General features: G+C 37.0%; 13 protein-coding genes. 6 read left to right on the top strand and 7 right to left on the bottom strand.

Going from position 1 to position 16,846, the window contains the following annotated elements:
• The first annotated feature begins 65 nt into the window (after positions 1 to 65).
• The 5 genes from RIV7116_RS23835 (at position 66) to RIV7116_RS23815 (ending at position 6,986) form a co-directional block, all read left to right on the top strand.
• Positions 66 to 4,982 (top strand): helicase-related protein, encoded by a 4,917-nt coding sequence (locus RIV7116_RS23835; protein WP_015120890.1) that lies wholly within the window; start codon positions 66 to 68, stop codon positions 4,980 to 4,982.
• 71 nt (positions 4,983 to 5,053) lie between these two features.
• Positions 5,054 to 5,356: a GIY-YIG nuclease family protein gene (locus RIV7116_RS23830; RefSeq protein WP_015120889.1), complete on the top strand. Its 303-nt coding sequence runs from the start codon at positions 5,054 to 5,056 to the stop codon at positions 5,354 to 5,356.
• Positions 5,357 to 5,466: 110 nt separating this feature from the next.
• Positions 5,467 to 6,363 (top strand): hypothetical protein, encoded by an 897-nt coding sequence (locus RIV7116_RS23825; protein WP_015120888.1) that lies wholly within the window; start codon positions 5,467 to 5,469, stop codon positions 6,361 to 6,363.
• 96 nt (positions 6,364 to 6,459) lie between these two features.
• Positions 6,460 to 6,690, top strand: a complete 231-nt coding sequence (locus RIV7116_RS23820) for a hypothetical protein (RefSeq protein WP_015120887.1) — start codon at positions 6,460 to 6,462, stop codon at positions 6,688 to 6,690.
• 17 nt (positions 6,691 to 6,707) lie between these two features.
• The gene (locus RIV7116_RS23815) at positions 6,708 to 6,986 is read left to right on the top strand and encodes a hypothetical protein (protein WP_157229319.1); all 279 of its coding nucleotides are present in this window, start codon (positions 6,708 to 6,710) and stop codon (positions 6,984 to 6,986) included.
• 160 nt (positions 6,987 to 7,146) lie between these two features.
• Here RIV7116_RS23815 and RIV7116_RS23810 read toward each other — a convergent pair whose 3' ends face one another.
• Positions 7,147 to 8,328 (bottom strand): clostripain-related cysteine peptidase, encoded by a 1,182-nt coding sequence (locus RIV7116_RS23810; protein WP_015120885.1) that lies wholly within the window; start codon positions 8,326 to 8,328, stop codon positions 7,147 to 7,149.
• A gap of 309 nt (positions 8,329 to 8,637) precedes the next feature.
• Here RIV7116_RS23810 and RIV7116_RS23805 point away from each other — a divergent pair, with 309 nt between their 5' ends.
• Positions 8,638 to 8,997 (top strand): DUF3768 domain-containing protein, encoded by a 360-nt coding sequence (locus RIV7116_RS23805; RefSeq protein ID WP_015120884.1) that lies wholly within the window; start codon positions 8,638 to 8,640, stop codon positions 8,995 to 8,997.
• Between the two features lie 57 nt (positions 8,998 to 9,054).
• On the opposite strand, the gene RIV7116_RS23800 is transcribed toward RIV7116_RS23805, so the two are convergent.
• From RIV7116_RS23800 to RIV7116_RS23775, 6 genes are all read right to left on the bottom strand, one after another.
• Positions 9,055 to 9,300, bottom strand: a complete 246-nt coding sequence (locus RIV7116_RS23800; protein ID WP_015120883.1) for a hypothetical protein — start codon at positions 9,298 to 9,300, stop codon at positions 9,055 to 9,057.
• Positions 9,301 to 9,347: 47 nt separating this feature from the next.
• Complete coding sequence (locus tag RIV7116_RS23795; RefSeq protein WP_015120882.1) at positions 9,348 to 13,127, bottom strand: hypothetical protein; 3,780 nt, start codon at positions 13,125 to 13,127, stop codon at positions 9,348 to 9,350.
• Between the two features lie 64 nt (positions 13,128 to 13,191).
• Positions 13,192 to 13,920: a DUF6753 family protein gene (locus RIV7116_RS23790; RefSeq protein ID WP_015120881.1), complete on the bottom strand. Its 729-nt coding sequence runs from the start codon at positions 13,918 to 13,920 to the stop codon at positions 13,192 to 13,194.
• The gene (locus tag RIV7116_RS23785) at positions 13,917 to 14,972 is read right to left on the bottom strand and encodes a chromosome partitioning protein ParA (RefSeq protein ID WP_015120880.1); all 1,056 of its coding nucleotides are present in this window, start codon (positions 14,970 to 14,972) and stop codon (positions 13,917 to 13,919) included. Before RIV7116_RS23785 ends, RIV7116_RS23790 begins: the two co-directional genes overlap by 4 nt.
• 30 nt (positions 14,973 to 15,002) lie before the next feature.
• Complete coding sequence (locus RIV7116_RS23780; RefSeq protein ID WP_044291150.1) at positions 15,003 to 15,443, bottom strand: hypothetical protein; 441 nt, start codon at positions 15,441 to 15,443, stop codon at positions 15,003 to 15,005.
• Between the two features lies 1 nt (position 15,444).
• Positions 15,445 to 16,578, bottom strand: coding sequence for a ParM/StbA family protein (locus RIV7116_RS23775; RefSeq protein ID WP_015120878.1), 1,134 nt, complete (start codon positions 16,576 to 16,578; stop codon positions 15,445 to 15,447).
• Positions 16,579 to 16,846 lie beyond the last annotated feature (268 nt).

Raw genomic sequence — 16,846 nt, 5'->3', positions numbered from 1 at the left:
AGTTTTTCTATTAATTAAAATAATCATTGCTGACGCTGGGGTGAAAATAAATCATATTCACTCTAATGACACAAGCCTATCAACTATCTTTATTCGAGCAAACCATCAATTATCAAAACACTCAAACTACTCTACCTAAAAATTTCCGACTCACTCACACTATAGGTAAAGGAGGAATAAAAACTAAAGCTGCTAAGAATATTGAAGCAATCAAATTAAGCAAAAAACTTGACCAAGAAAACCGTTATCCCACACCTACTGAACAACAAATCCTTGCCGAATATCTAGGTTGGGGAATTGCACCAGAAATATTTGAAGAACCTCTTAAACCTAGTTGGGAACATCTTGGTAATCAACTAAAAGCATTACTCACACCAACAGAGTATCAAGCAGCTAGAAAAAGCATTATTAATGCATACTACACCACACCAGAAATCATCCAAGAAATTTATCAAGGACTAAAACATCTTGGTTTTAGCGGAAGTCGTATTCTAGAACCGAGTATGGGTTGTGGTTTATTCCTGGGACTCGCACCCACACCTTGGAATCGTCGTGCTAAATGGACTGGTATCGAACTTGATTCAATCACAGGTCGCATTGCTCAACAACTTTACCCGGAAGCCGATATTTATATCAAGGGTTTTGAAGATGTGATGCTACCACGAAATTACTTTGATTTAGCCATCGGTAACGTACCTTTTAGCAATATCACCCCTAACGACCCAAAATACAATAAACTACCAATTTACAATCTACACGACTACTTCTTTATCAAATCCCTTGACTTGATTCGTCCTGGTGGATTAATTGCTTTTATTACTTCTGTTGGAACACTACAATCTCGTCGTAGTAGGGGAGTACGGGAATTACTTGCAAAAAGCGCTGACTTAGTAGGAGCAATGCGCTTACCCAGTAATGCTTTCATGGCATTCACTAATACTCAAGTCACCACCGATTTAATTATTTTACAAAAGCGTCAACCCGAACAAGAACCATCTTCAACTCAATGGCTTGAAGTTTGCGATAGCGGATTAACATCTTCCGATGGTTCGCCGTTATTGATGCCTTGCTACTATAAAAATAATCCAGAAATGCTTCTAGGAAAACTAACCGTAGACAAACTTTATGGTGGAGCTAATCGTCTGGGGTTAGCAAGCGATGGAAGAGATTTAATATCAGCGATTAGAACTGCATTTACCCGTCTACCAGAAGGAATTTATCTCGAAACTGAAGATGCAAAACCAAAGAATAAAATCACTAGAAAATCAAAATCAATATTAATTCCTCCAGATTTACAAAATAAAATCAAACCTTTTTCCTTGATTTGGTACGAGAACCATCCTTGGCAAGTTATGGAGGGAAAATTAGAGCGGATAAACGTGATTGGTATACCTCGTTTGCGCTTATTCTGGCTGATTCGGTTGCGAGAAGTAGTTAAAGAGGTTTTCTTTATCCAATCTTGTGGTGGTACTGACAAACAATTATCTCAAGCACAAAAACGTCTCAATCATGCTTACGACAGTTTTATTAGAAGCTACGGATATTTACACTCTGTAGGTAATCGTCGAGTATTTTCATCAGACCCAGAGTATCCGTTATTACTCGCACTAGAAAACTATGACCCCGATAGTAAGACAGCAAGTAAAACTGATATTTTTAGCAAACGCACCATCCGTGAATATGAACCAAAAACAAGTGCAGATACAGCATTGGATGCATTAATTTATAGTTTGAGCGAGAAGGGACGTATTGATATAGATTTCATGACGAAATTACTTTCCCAACCTCCACAAGATATTATTTGTGAATTACAGAAGGATAAACTAATTCATTTTGACCCAAAACTTGAACGATGGGTAACAAGCGATGAATATTTGTCGGGTAACGTCAGAAACAAGCTAGAAATTGCTCAAAGTGCGGTAAAAACAAATCCAGAATTAAAAGTCAACGTCGAAGCTTTAGAAAAAGTCCAACCAACTCCCTTGCTTCCAGGAGATATCTACGTGCGTTTGGGTTCTCCTTGGATTCCAACTCAAGATATTACAGATTTTATCGCTGAAACTTTAAATGTAGATGCTGACGATATCTATGTTTATCACAGTAAAGCAACTGCGACTTGGGAAGTACAAATTTGTAAAAATCTGCTTCAATCTCAAAATAACTGTCAAATTTATGGCACAGAGCGGATAATGGCACATCAACTAATTGAATTAGCACTAAATCTTCGGGTTCCTATAGTTCGAGATAAAGTTGATGAATCCTATGTAGAAAATCCAGAAGCGACAAGAATTGCTCAAACAAAGCAAGAAAATCTTAAAGAATTATTTAAACGTTGGATTTGGAGCGATTTCCAACGTGCGGAACGACTTACTCAAACTTACAACCAGCAGTACAATAGCCTTGTGCCGCGACATTTCGACGGTTCGCATCTGGAGCTACCAGGAATGAACCCACAATGGCGCAATAAATTACGTTCCCATCAACTCAACGCGATTTGGAGAATAATATCTTCTGGAAATACTTTACTAGGTCATGCAGTTGGTGCAGGTAAGACAAGCGAATCTATCGCAGCTTCTCAAGAACTCAAACGTCTGGGAATTTGCTACAAACCTTGCTTAGTAGTAATGGACCATTTACCAGAACAAATGGCTAGTGAAGCAATTCAAATGTATCCTCAAATGCGATTGTTGATTGCTGGAAGTGCCGAAATGGAAGCTAAAAAACGACGCGAGTTGGCTTCGAGAATTGCTACGGGAGATTGGGATTTAATCATTCTGAGTCATACAGCTTTTAGTAAATTACCTTTGCATCCAGATACGATTAAGCAATTTCTAGAAGAAGAATCAAAAATGGTAGAAACTGATTACCTTGCAGCCAAAAGCAACGGTAGACGTACCAAACGGGTAATGAAGAATTTAGAAAAGAAATTGACGCGATTATCAGAAAATATTAATGCGGTAGCTAATGCAGAAACTAAGGATAATACCGTATTTTTTGATGAGTTGGGTATTGATTGGATTTTCTACGACGAATCGCAACAGGTAAAAAATCTCGACCTCAACACCAAAATAAATCGAGTCTTAGGAGTTCCCAGCAGTGCTTCTTACCGTGCTAAAGATTTTCTGATGAAAACTCGCTATATGAGTTACAAGCACGGTGCAGGTCGGGGTGTTGCCTTAATGACAGCTACACCAATTACCAACACTTTAGCTGAAGCCTGGGTCAATCAAATATATCTACAGTACGAAACTTTACAGCAATTAGGACTGTTACATTTTGATGCTTGGGTGTCAAACTTTGCAGAAATCAAAGTAGGTGCCGAAATTACTCCCCAAGGAACTCTGGAAGTTAAAAGCAGATTGGCAGTGTTTAATAATATTCCGGAGTGGAGACAGTTATTCTGGCAGGTTGCAGATATCCTAACTGACGAAGATTTGAATTTACCCAAACCAGAGAAAGAGTATGTTACTCAAGAAGTACCAGCGACAGAAGAACAACTCAAGTTTTTTGATTACGTTGCTCAAAGAGCTGAAGCAATCAAAGCAAGAGAGGTAGAATCAACAGAAGATAATATGCCTCGAATTACAACCCATATTCGTCAAGGGGTGGTTGATTTACGTTGTTTAAGCCAAGACGTGCTTTGTGAATTTCTCGAACCGGAAGAAATAGATGCTTTAAGCCATTTTCCCACCAAAGTTGACATTGCAATCGATAATATCTTCCGAATATGGGAAGCGACGCAAGCCGAACGTTTGACTCAACTGGTATTTTGCGATGTGGGAACCCCGAAGGAAAACAACTCAGATAGATTTACGGTTTATAGCTATATAAAAAGCCAACTGATAGAACGTGGTGTACCAACTGAAGAAATTGCATTTATCCACGATGCTAAAACTGACGAACAGAAATCAGCTTTATTCCGAGCGGTACGACAACGAAAAATTCGGGTATTTATTGGTTCAACAGCCAAGATGGGTGTTGGGACAAACGTTCAAGATTACGTAATTGCAGCCCACGACTTGGATTGTCCTTGGCGACCTACAGACCATACACAAAGAGCAGGACGTTCGGTTAGACAAGGTAATTACAACTCTAAAGTTAAGATATATCGATACGTTACCCAGGGTAAACCGTATCAGGATGCAGAAGGTAAAAAAGTTGCAGGGTTAAGTCCAGATGGTTACTTGTATCAAACTTCTAAAACCAAAGCCGAATTTATAGAAGCTGCTTTAGCTGGGAGAAATACCGCTCGTAGCATTGATGACTGTACCGATATCGTCTTATCTTACGCCGAAGTCATGGCAACCGCTAGCGGCGACCCCAGGTTGATGCGTAAAGTAGAGTTAGATTCAGAAGTTGCTAAATTACTCCAAGAAGAGCGCGACCATATTAATCAGCAAATTACCATTCATCGAGATTTAGAGAAACTTCCCGATAGAATTGAGAAAATTAGCATCAAATTACAAAATCATAAAGCAGACAGTAACCGTACTGTATCTGTTGCTGGAGATAGGTTTAGTATTAATTTCTATACGAATGATGGTAAGAAAGTGCGAGTGATTAAGCGTAAAGCCGCAGGTGAGCATATTAACGCTATTGTACGGGACTTAGAAATCAAAGTCGAATACGGTACTTTTTCACTTGGTCAGTTTGCTGGATTTGATTTATCAATCGTACATGATATTGGAGGTTGTACGATTCAACTAATCGGAAATGCGATTTACAAAGCTTCTGTGAAAAAGACTCCGATAGGAACTATTTCTGCTTTGGAATATTGTGTAAATAGCGGTATTGATAAAGAATTGAAACAAGCAGAAAATCAACTTCAAAAACTAAAACAAGCAGAAAAAGATTTATCTCTTCAAAAAGACCAACCGTTTTCTAAAGCAGCAGAATTACAAGCAGTAATGAAAGAACAATCCGCTTTGAATAAAGAATTGGGTTTAATTGAAGAAGATTTTCAAGTTGTAGATAAAGCTTAATGTGAGAAGAATTTATTTTACCTAAAATAGCACTTGCTTAGGTTGCAAAAACAATCTAAGCGGTGCATATTATGGGCTATGTTTATCTTTTACATTTCTCACAACCAATTGGAAATCTGAAAAATCCGAAAGGAACTGCTCAACATTATTTGGGCTATACCAGCAGAAGTTTAAAAAAGCGTTTAGAAGAACATAACGGTGGCACAGGTGCAAAAATAACTCGTGCGGTTGTGCAAGATTATAAATATAAATTGCAACTTGTTCGTCACTGGTCAAAATGCAATCGCGAGTTAGAAAAACAACTTAAACAACGCCATAGTCCGGTTAGTTTGTGTCCGCTCTGTAATCCCGTAAAAACTAATTGCAGAAACTAAAAAAATCAACCCTAATGTAATGTGCTTCGCACTAAAAAAGGTGAATAAATAACTCTTTAATTGAATTATTAAAGGGTGCAGACAATCTTGAATACTATATCACTTCAATCATGCTTAACATCAAAAAGAATCGCCAATTAGGTCAACAAACATCTGCTCGCAAAGAAACAATTCAATACTACTACCGCGTTGCAGCCTTGTGGTATGAAACTAAATCTCAAGCCATAAATCTACTTGACTGGAAGCAACTGTGGTCAGAAGCTAAAGAAGAAGGAGAATTGCAACAATTTCTGATTGCTCCTGGATACCGTAACGAATATCAAAATCCTTATGCTGATAACGAAGGCGATCGCCGAGGTTATACTCCACCAGAGTATGATATGAAAGCCTATTATGGTTGGCAGCATCAGCGTTTAACCGAAATATTTGCATCTGGTGTCGGTGATATCTCCATGATTGATAAACAAAATCCCGACGAGAAGCAACTTCAGGATATTCATAAGAATCTTCGGAATTACATAGTCGAGCAGTTAGATATTTTGCTGTTGGAACCAGAACATCAGCATCGGTTAATCGAAATCAAATGTAATCTTACTTCTGATGAAATTGAAGAATGGATAGAACTCGATTCCGAAGATTATTTAAGTACCGAGGAACAAGAATATCGTAATGAACTTCGGGTGAAAATAATCTACGCTTTGAGTGAATTACTAATAGTGCTAAATAAGGAACGCATGAACAAGCGCAACGAGATGAAACGACTCGAACAACAAGAAGAACTTGAACAAGTTAATCTCAAGCACGCTGAAACCTTAATGGCACGTAATACGGTATCTCAAGAACTGAGTGATGTTGATTTGAGAAGAGTAGTCAGTTCTCGTACTAGCAAACTGGAGGAAGCGAAAGCTTGGGCTGAAGAACATGGATACGATTGGGACGGTAAAGACAGCGATATCAAAAATGTTTCTGTTGTTGAGCAAAGCTTGTCAGAATGTTGTTCTAATTAATTAGAAAAATAATAATAAGGCTGGGTTAATTTATGACTCAGCTTTATTTTTTTTCAGTAAATTGTGTTGCTTCTAATTTTATAGCTAAGGATGAGTATGAAAACTCCTATTTGCGCGAATTTCGTTTTACAAAGTGCTGAATGTAATGACACAGTTTTTATAGTTACTACTATAGAAGAAAATATTGCCATAGTTGAAGTTCAAGATGGAGTTGAGAATTTATTAGGAGTACTTGAACTAACAATTGAGCAAGGACGGGTGATAGCTAAAATTATAAGAGTAGGTTATCAAGAAAAACCTATAAAAATTCAATTGTGTACTCTTTAACGAAAGCAGTGCTAAGGATGAAAACCATTATTAAATACCATAAAATCATGAAAGTTAATTCTGAGTTAAATCCAAATCAAATTTCTGAATGTAGTGATAAATTAGAGGAAATATTAGAAGCTCATGGAATGGATATCTTCTGCGAAGCTGTTACCGAGTTGTTTAATTATCATCCATTAACAAAATCAACTAATTACAGTTATAAAAGTTGGATGCTTTTGATGTTACCTAATGATTTTGAACTAGATTCTATTGTAGAGATAGAAAACATTATGTTGATAGCAAGCGATGCTTGATATTTTACAACAGCCTTAAGCTATACAAAAAAAAGAGACAAGTGTAGTCAACTTCATAAAATGTACGCAAGAGATGATAAAATTCAGCCGAATCAATCAGATAAATCTTCTAAAGTACGGATAAATAAGTACTTAAGAGAAGAAAAAATTAAGAATTCAATCAGACGCTAAATATTTTTCTGTATAAATCAACTAAGGCAACTTCTTGATATAAATCAAGTGAACAATAGCGATAAAATTCCTGCTTATTTTCTGGAAGATATAAACTCATACCACATAGTTTTTCTAAATTGGTATTTTTATAAAAGCTACCATAGAGTTCTCCTCCTGCTTTATAATACACGGTAACTGATGAAAGCAGAAATTCAGCAAAATCGCTTAGTTCATTTTGAACTCGATTGTTAGTTCTTGAAAGATAGTTGAGCAATAAAAGTGCATCGCAATGCCGTTCGCCAGAATAGTGGTAAGTTGAGAGTTCTGATTGCTTGATTGCTGGCAAACCTTTGTTAATAATGCGCTTGAGTACCTGTGAAAGTTTTTCTGGAATGAGTTTAACAGTTTGATTATCTACTAAAGTAAGCGTGTGATACATATCTATTCGCTCAGAATCCATAATTGCTATAGCTGCTTCACGCCCCTTAACTGATGGATCTTTTAAACGGTTGAGAAATCCTTTGTAGTAGTAATTAGGTGCGCCAAGTGCAAGCTGAGAAGCAAGAGTATATCTAGCACAATTTCTAACTTCGTATAAAACTTCTAATGTCGCTTTGTTGCAGTTTTGGAAGAAAAGCAGTTCCACTCCGACCTTAGTAGCCCGATTAAAACTACTAACCGCATCTGCAAATTGATCAACCCCCATCCACGTTCGCTTTTTATCAATTGCTTTATGATCGTCAGGACTTACCTCGTTAATTTTTCCACCATGACCAACAATAATAACTGCCCAATGCTGTGCTTCAAAATTTAGATTTGCCCAATTAAGATAATCCCGAAAAGCAGATACATCGCTACTATCTTCTCCTGCTATATCAATCTCATTTACAATTCCATTACTAAATAGGCGACGACGCATGTTTGAATCGCCCCAATAATCTGATTGAACCACTACCAAATTTTCCGAGTTTTGCGTACCTTGGGTTAACATTTCAACAATTGGTTCACCAAAACGCACAAGGTCGTTATCGTATGGCATCCAATATAAAACTACCCATTTATAACGCGATTTATTTTGAGAATAATTAGAATCTATTGCAAAACTAGAGTTTGTAGCTATACTTCCAGCGAAAAAAGCTGAACCCAATATCATATGACGACAGAAATCTCTTCGTTTTATGCTAAACATAGAAATGTATATTCTTTGACTATTTATTTAAATTTATGGTCAGCCTTCCTAACTCAAGTCATCTTTTTTTACTAGTGATACGCATTTATCAAGTGCAGTTTAGCTTTATTCTATTCACCTAATTTGACTCCTAATTTTAAATGCATTTTTTATAATAACTGTATATGATAAAAGCGCAAGCAAAATCTTTTAATTATTGCTGTGACAAAATTTTTATTAGTGTCTGGGATTTACTTATTTGACACAGGTTTTTTTCTATTTAAAAATTAAATATAGAGCAAGCCGGGTTGAAAAATAACGGTGAGAACAATGACAAATCAAACCGAGAAAAACTCAACTGCTCAAATCTGCGCTCTTAACGATAAATTTCGTCAAACATTTGATGCCAAGCTAGGAAAAGTAGTCATTACGCAGGTCGTCGGTTGTTTAAATACAAATCAGCTACAAAAATTACTTCAAGCGGTAAAGCAATTTAGCGATTTCAATGAAAATAACGACCCTTGGAAAGAACATGATATGGGTAAGATAGAGCTATTTGATGAAAAGTTTTTCTTTAAAATAGATTACTTTGACCGACAAAAATATCAACAAGGTATTGGTTCAGAGGAACCATACAACGTTGATAAAACATTTCGAGTAATGACGATAATGCTTGCAAGCGAATACTAATTTATCAGAAGACGCTTGTGGTAACTTTCCATAAGCGTCTCTTAAAATGTAAACAAATCAAAATTCTATGTCTTCAGAATCCTGATTATTTCTATTTTCCTCAATCATTTGATTAAATTCTTCAGAATTAACAAGTTTCTCAGTTTCTTCGTTTTCTTTATCTCGTTCTGCCATTTTTTTTAAGTCATCACTGGTCGGATAATATAGTTGGTCAACATCAAGCTTACCTTCTGCCAATAATTCCCCTGATGTCTTGTCTTGATAAGGATTACGAATCGAAATATATTCTTTCTTTTGAGTCATTTTATAAATCCTCCTTTTTAGTAATAAATTAAATTTAAGCGAAAATATTAGTAACTATTTTCCATATTATTATCTATTTTTACCGATTGTTTTCCAGCGATTCTCGCGAAAATAGAAGGTGCTATCTGTTGAAAGTGTTGAACATCTGCTTCGCTTAAACCATTAGCTTCAATTTCTTCAATAGTATTACCAATTGACAATGCTTGATACTCCCCATCGGAATATTTAACTCGCATTTTCGGATTAGATGAACCATTAGTCCATAAAGTAATCTCTTGCGTTTGTGGATTCCAGCTTACTGTATTTAACTTCCCTGCTACCGTTGTTTTGTCCTGAGTTGAAAGAAAAGCATGAATAATTGGTGCAACTTCCAATGTACGATTAGCTTGAATTTGTTGTGCTAATAAAAGTTTATTTTCGTTTATGTCATTCTGTGAAATTATACTCCACTCTTGGGGATACTCTACCGTACTCGCATCAACTACAACTTTTGCTGCTGAAGGTGGAGCAGCGGTAATTTTACCTTTGACGGTGTAACCCTGTATCGGAATATTATGAGCTTTCAATACTGCTGTAAGTTTCTCAAATGATTCGGGTTTTAATTCTCCTAACTTCTTGTCTTTAATCATTGCAATTCCGATATCTGGTTTCTGAGGATTTCTACTAGGTTTAACGGAAATGGTTACAATAGCTTGATAAACCTGTTTATTCCAATCCACATCAGCAAAAGCTCCCGATTTTAACTTATTCACATCAATTGAATTGCCTTTTGGTGTAGTAATAATCACCCCTGTACTTGCTTCACTGGTTATGGTAGCTTTGGCGATCGCATTTATTGGAAGTTGAGCATAGGAAGGTGAAAGCATTCCCAGTTTTTTCCCTTCTGCGATTAACCAACGTCCCTGGGATGATGAATCAATATAGCTGGGAGCTAGTTCAATTTGTATCGGGACTTTCTCCCCTTTCCAAGCTCTCCCTTTGTGTTCGGAAGCATCTCTGTGAGTTCCCACAACTGTAAGTTCGGTAAACTGAAGTTGATTAAGCTGCTCTTTAATCTCTTCTCCAAAAATAGCAAAAACTGCACCAGCACGCTTATTAATATCGTATTCTTCTTTTACTCGTTTGGATGATAGATTCCACATCGCTGCTGCTATGGCTAATCTTTCTTTCTCTGGAATATTTTCTCTAGTTTTGGCAGCATATTCATAGGCTAATTTGAAAGCAGCTTTCTCATGAGAAGAATTAAGAGCAGGGTTAATATCAATATCAAGTTTACCAAGTTCAATCCAGTTACTTTTGTTCTTTTGATGTAGTGTTTGAAAAGTCTCTTTATTCTCACTTATAGAAGCTTCCGCTAACAATCCCAACTGCTTTTTTGCTGGTACAATCTCCCCACGTTTATTTATGGTAGTTTCTCCCGGTACTACAGCAAAGGTTTTATAGTGATTCTTATCTTTAAGTAGAGAAATTTGCATTTTATTGAGCGAATAAGCTTGGTGATGCTTGGTATCTTTTTGATTCAATCGAATTTCTATTTGATTCCCCTTCTTAGATTTGGCTACCATTCTTAAATTCGGTTGATGTCGATTTATTTCTACTTGTTGCTTAATATCGTGCGCTGCTCTAATTAATCCTTCATATTCTTGCTTGTAAGTTGTTGCAATCTCAAGCTGTGAAGAATTAAAATCAATATCTTTAAATAAATCTCTAAATTGAGATAGCGGACGAGGGGTAAGAACATTACTTTCAAAATGCTGGTTAGTTTCTTGAACTAATAAATCAAGTGCGGTATGTAAATTACTTCTAATCGGCTTATCTAGATAAGCCCATTTTTTATTACGGTCTTCAAGAGCGTAAACTTGAGGATAAGCACATAATTCTGTACATAATTTTATGACTTCTGGGTCACTACGCAGCGCACTTTTACCGCTTTGTCCTTCAATTTTTAACTGTTGGTCAATTACACCAGATAAATGATGAAATAGCTGTCTTGCTTTTGCTAATCCTTCCGAAACTTGTTCGGATGTAATAGTATTATTTAATTCTGGTTCCTGTAGTGGTATTAAGTAGTCTTGAAATGAATTATTTGAACTTTGATTTTCAAAGTTTAGACGACGATTATATTCGCTAAAATCATTTAATAACTCTCGTAAATGTTCTGCTTCTTTAGGTAAATCATAAGAAGCGCATCGAGCAAGGTTAGCTGATAAATTTGCTAAAAATGTTCTTTGTTCGTTGGCAGGAATTTGACTGCACTCCGATTCAATTGCTATTGCTTTCATAGCTAAGTTAGCTACAATCCCAATGTTGTCATGAGCAGCTTCCAAAGCTATCTTCTCAAAACTTCCACAGTAAGCTGCTTTTTGGAGTAAAACACTTTCTGGATAGCGGTTTTCCGGTTGAGTCTTGAACTGAATTTCTTGGGTGGTGCTGGGAAAATCTTGAGCCAATGCAGTTAAAGGTTTATCACCATCGCAGTCACTATTAAGAGCCGCTGCTGTGCGACGATTAAGTTGAATACTACCGGGATTGACTTCTTCTCCTTCCAATAAGCGATTCGTAAGTACTGCCATTACGTTTGTATTACCAACTGGGGGACGGTGATATAAGACTTTCGCACCTTCGGGTTTAGTGCGATCGCAAATCTCCCAATCTTTCAAACTGTTGCAGGTCATCAGCATCGAAGACTGAAATTTGATAACTCTTCCAGTAGCGCAATCTCTATATTGTTCCTGAAGATGTTCTGATAAAAAGTTAATAACTTTTGGTGTTTCAATAATTTGCAAATGTCCTTCTAAATCAGCTTTCAGAAGTTGATACATTAATTCAGTGTCGTTATCTCCAAAAGCTTCGTTAATCACATCTCCGAAATCATCTAAATCAAAATCATGGATTAACTTAGTCCCGGTTTCTCTTTTAAAATCACCTGCGAGTCTTCTTTCCACCCTTTGAATGTAATCTAGTGCAACCTTACGAGGGTCATTCGCAATACTATCTAATTGTGCTAAACGCTCTTGTACCCTGGGTAAAGCGTCATTTTTTGCACCTTCAGGCAATCCTACCCAATATTGAGCGCCAGTTGCAGCTTCTAGGGTGCGAGCATTTTCGCGATTACCAATACCGATTGTAAGAGTATATTCTCCAGGTTCCACTTCTGTTTGTCGATTAATTCTTATCCCGGTTTTTTCGTTATAAAGTTTATTTTTGCGTCCCTTACCCAATTGAGATTTAGAAAGCACTAAATCATAACCGCTTCCAATATTAGAAAGATTAACTGGTGCTAAAGTGCCTTTAATGGATTGATTTGCATTGATTCCCTCCTGGGATTTAATAATCCCTCTAACCTGGAACTGAGTAGAAGGAATATTGCCCAATTGTTCGTGTAATTTATGGTCAATCCGTCCATCCCCATCTCCCACAAGTAACAAAGCCTGTTCTTCTGGTAAAATCCCACCACACTCCCCAGTTTCATCATCTACAATTAACACTTTAATATCTTCGACTTCGGAAAAATACTCGCATTCGCCAAATAGTAAAGAACCGTATGCAGCACCAAAATGTGGTTCGTCAAAAATTTGTAACCGTAATCCCGGTTTATCGGAAAAGTACAGTCGGTCTTTCTTAGAAAACTGAAGATACTTATCTTGATGCTTAGTCAAATCATCCTCGGTTGAAATTCCAGGATAAACGATACCAATACTCCACTTAACATCATTACCATAAAGATACTCCGCAGCAGTATTTTCTAAAGTCTCAATTAAAGGTTTATCATCAACTTCAATCGGTTTACCTGTTTTAGTACAGAAATATTCTAGAGCAATTGACATGATTTCTTAAACCTACGAATGCTTCTCCCCTGCACCCTGCACCCTGCCCCCTGCCCCCTGCCTCTTATGGTTCTACAAACTTACGCTTTGTCGGTGGAGTAGCCCAAACAACACAATGTCCTGACTTCGCTTTACGTCCGTACTGAGATAAAATTACACCCAATCTCTGAGCATCTTTAATGCATTCTCCATTGTCCAAATAACCCCTGTTCCAATCAATCAAATTTCTAGCAAACTTCCCTTCCCTAGACATCGCCCATTTCATTGCTTCCAACTCATCCCAGGTTAAAGTACTTGATTGCACCTTTGTATATCCACCGCTTATCATCCCAGCAATCCAGGGAGGCGTTAAAATTCCGAAAATTGCTCCAACTCCCAGGGTGAAAAATAATAATAAACCTGCCGGAAGTACAGAAGTTAAAAGTTTTCTGCTTTCTGTAAACTGTGCTTTACGAATTAAAGCGTGAGCAGCTCTATCGATAGCAACTTTCTGACGTTCTACCGCAACTTTTTCCACTTGGTGTAAATTGCGAGCCAAATCTTGATTCCAAGTTTCAAACAACACTTGTAGAACTTCCGGCGCATCTTTTAACATTACTTCTAATTGTCCGGTAGCTACCAAAATCAGAAATAAGGGGTCATCTTGGGATAAACCACAACTCACAGCAAAACTCAATACCTGCTTTTTAAACCCTTCGCTTTTACCTTTCAAAGCTTCAGCCAGAAACTTATTAACTTGATCATTTTCTTCCCGATTTGAGTTTTTATCATCAGGAGCAACTTCCTGTGTCATTTAACCAATCCCGTCTCGGAGAACGCTGTATGGACTTCTGCAAGAAAATTCTTGACTCGCTGTCTCGATATCACCTTTATTTCAGGATGAGAAAGCGCACTATTAAAAGTAATTCCTAACCTATCAATCACATTTCGTTCCCAGAATGGAAATTTTGGGAAATCCATCTCTTTAAATTTATGAGTCTCTTTAGCAGTGAGAAAATCTGGCATTTCATCTACATAATCCCACTCCGAGCATAATCCCAAATTTTTCACAAATACATGAGTTACTCTATCTCCCAAATCATTCAGAGATTTGATAAAGAAATCAACAGAATCTACACCTCCCGTACATACAAACCATTTCACAAAAGTAATTTGATATTCCTTACCTATCTCATCCAAATCATTCGTCTTTATCCAGTCAGTCACCTTTGAGTAAACTTGAGCGGGTAAATTGACAATCACTGATTTTTCAAATGCTAAATCAAAAATGTGGTCGGCTTGATTGGCTTTCTTATCATCATCGCTAAAGAAAGCAGAATGCACGTTATCATAAATCTGAGAAATATCTTCGTTGCTTTTATCTGCATCAACGATTGCTACTTTATGCTTTATTGAAGCGCAATATTCTATTAATGCTCTACTAACAAATGACTTGCCTGCGCCTCCTTTTTCACCGTCTATAATATGAATAGTTGTGGGAATTTTGACTAATTTTTCTTGATTGCTAGCAGTATTATTAGTGTTAATAGATATTGGAGCAGTAGTTACAGGTTCATGTTGAGACGAAATTTCTGATTTATCTTCATCTGTATTTGATTGTAATAATTCTGTATGGGGTAAATTTGAATCACCTTCCAATTCTTTTGCCCAATCTTGAGCAGAAGCTTCACCAGATGGGTTAATTCCATTCTCAGCATCTGAATTTTCAGCTATTTGAAGTTTTTCTTGCATGGTTATAGATATACCTTGTGAATTATTATTTGAAGCATTCGAGAAATTGGTATTTTTCTTAGGTCTACCTCTCTTTCTTTTTTCTGGTTGTTGATTTTCTGCTGTATCGCTCATTTGATAAACCTCTGCTTAAGTGACAACAATTTATTCAGAAAACGAACCCAGACTTCCCCATTCCCCATTCCCTACTTCCACTTCTAACTGTCCGACAAGCTTTGTTTCATTTTTATAAGAAATATTAGAACTGTTTTCTGGTTTAACTTCATTAGATTTATTAGTTTGAGCTAAATTCCAATCACTTGTAAGTAAGTTATAAAACCGCTTCAATCCTAAAGATGAGCAAATATAATCAGCGTGAAGCAACAACTCTCTAACTGCATCTCTACCTAGTTGTTGTTTAACATTCAAAGGAGTTACATCATCTTCAAGTAACACTAAAGGCAACCAGTAAGGACGAATTGCCTGCATTATCAAAGCATTAGCAGAATTCAATTGGTGATGTCTTAGATAATTTAGGACTTTTTCTTCTGGAGTTCCGACAAAAGGTTGAAATCTGATGCTGTAATCAACTCTCCGTTTCTTCAACTTACGCTACCTCACCAACAGAATTTGAACCAGACATGAAATACAAAAACATCCCATAAGCATCTGTAAGTCTCGTTCCTAATTTGTACGTATCTACAGCATCGGGAACTACAACCCCACCGTGCCAAATGCAAGGTGTAGCAGAATAACGAGAATTAAGTTCTTTCTTCAAATAATCTGCCGTACCTCCACAAAACACAATTTCATCAACATCGCGGGGAACTACGTTGTTTAACCAGGATATGAGTGTTGCAATATAAAGATTTTTCGCTTCTTTGATTGCCTTTACAAGTATTGCTACTTCCTCATTACGAGCCGCAACTGTAGTGCTGCGAGTTAACTTATACAAAGGAGTAGGGCTGATATCGTACCCGCTCGCAACTATAGCTTTACATAAATCTGATTCCGACAATCCACTGGTTTTAGTCATAACGGTTTCTATCATCCGCACCATACCTAAATCCGAAGTTTTACCGCTGTCTAAGGCTCCCCGATAGCTTACCAAGACTGAAGCATTGCGATATCCAATCATGATTATTGCGCTTTTGCGCTGCCCGATTTCTACTCCTACTCGCTTGGAATGAAGTAAAAATACTCCCGCACCTTCTGGATAACAATTAAATCGTCCCAACTCCAGTGACATATTTCCTGAAGGGGTTTCAAAGTTCTTGATAAGGGAGCGCAGAATATTTTCAAATTTCTTTCTGGATTCATATTCGCTAGCTGGAAGCAATACACACAAATCGAATTTGAAACAATTGCTCAACTTCAGCTTTTGCGACAACACCCAAATGGTTGCCAACACTTTGTACAAACCTCGTTCGTACTTAAGCTCCTTCAATCCAGCATTAGCATAAAAGCGCGATGCAGCTAAGTATCCAACCGCTGCATACTTTCCTCCAAATCCCACCCAAGCAGCATTTGTAGGTTCGCATACTCCTAAATTATTTTGTAATAAGTCATCAATAGCAGCTTTGGGTACTGCAATTACTTCCGGTTCCATAAATAAACTCCCAATTTTACCGTCAGTGCTTGCATAAATTGCTTTCAAACCGCTACCACCAATATCAGCCGCGAGAGTTAATTGAACCGGAGTACTATTTTTTTGTGCTGTTTTTCGATTATTTTTACCCATGTTTTATGAAGAAGAAATTGCGAGTAAATATTGAGTAGTAAACAAGTAAGCTGTGAGGGATAAATGAGGGATTAATAATTTTATCTAATACCCTTCTTTGAGTAAATTACCTCCTATATTCCTCACCAAATCCTTATTACATAGTTTTTGAGAACCACTTCGTTGTAAAATTCCTATAGCAATGCTTTGAGGTTTTAATAGGTCGTCTTTTTGGCTCTAAATTCAGCGTAATTGTATTGGAATAAAATAATAAAATCATCTAGCTCGG

Origin of the sequence: Rivularia sp. PCC 7116 (assembly GCF_000316665.1) — a bacterium.
GTDB lineage: Bacteria > Cyanobacteriota > Cyanobacteriia > Cyanobacteriales > Nostocaceae > Rivularia.
This window is presented reverse-complemented; position numbering and strand designations above follow the sequence as displayed.

Bases quoted from the DNA above. Each gene is read 5' to 3' on its own strand.
- RIV7116_RS23825 (WP_015120888.1), top strand. From the start codon at position 5,467: ATGCTTAACATCAAAAAGAATCGCCAATTAGGTCAACAAACATCTGCT.
- RIV7116_RS23785 (WP_015120880.1), bottom strand. From the start codon at position 14,972: ATGAGCGATACAGCAGAAAATCAACAACCAGAAAAAAGAAAGAGAGGT.
- RIV7116_RS23800 (WP_015120883.1), bottom strand. From the start codon at position 9,300: ATGACTCAAAAGAAAGAATATATTTCGATTCGTAATCCTTATCAAGAC.
- RIV7116_RS23805 (WP_015120884.1), top strand. From the start codon at position 8,638: ATGACAAATCAAACCGAGAAAAACTCAACTGCTCAAATCTGCGCTCTT.
- RIV7116_RS23830 (WP_015120889.1), top strand. From the start codon at position 5,054: ATGGGCTATGTTTATCTTTTACATTTCTCACAACCAATTGGAAATCTG.
- RIV7116_RS23810 (WP_015120885.1), bottom strand. From the start codon at position 8,328: ATGTTTAGCATAAAACGAAGAGATTTCTGTCGTCATATGATATTGGGT.
- RIV7116_RS23775 (WP_015120878.1), bottom strand. From the start codon at position 16,578: ATGGGTAAAAATAATCGAAAAACAGCACAAAAAAATAGTACTCCGGTT.
- RIV7116_RS23835 (WP_015120890.1), top strand. From the start codon at position 66: ATGACACAAGCCTATCAACTATCTTTATTCGAGCAAACCATCAATTAT.
- RIV7116_RS23820 (WP_015120887.1), top strand. From the start codon at position 6,460: ATGAAAACTCCTATTTGCGCGAATTTCGTTTTACAAAGTGCTGAATGT.
- RIV7116_RS23795 (WP_015120882.1), bottom strand. From the start codon at position 13,127: ATGTCAATTGCTCTAGAATATTTCTGTACTAAAACAGGTAAACCGATT.
- RIV7116_RS23815 (WP_157229319.1), top strand. From the start codon at position 6,708: ATGAAAACCATTATTAAATACCATAAAATCATGAAAGTTAATTCTGAG.
- RIV7116_RS23790 (WP_015120881.1), bottom strand. From the start codon at position 13,920: ATGACACAGGAAGTTGCTCCTGATGATAAAAACTCAAATCGGGAAGAA.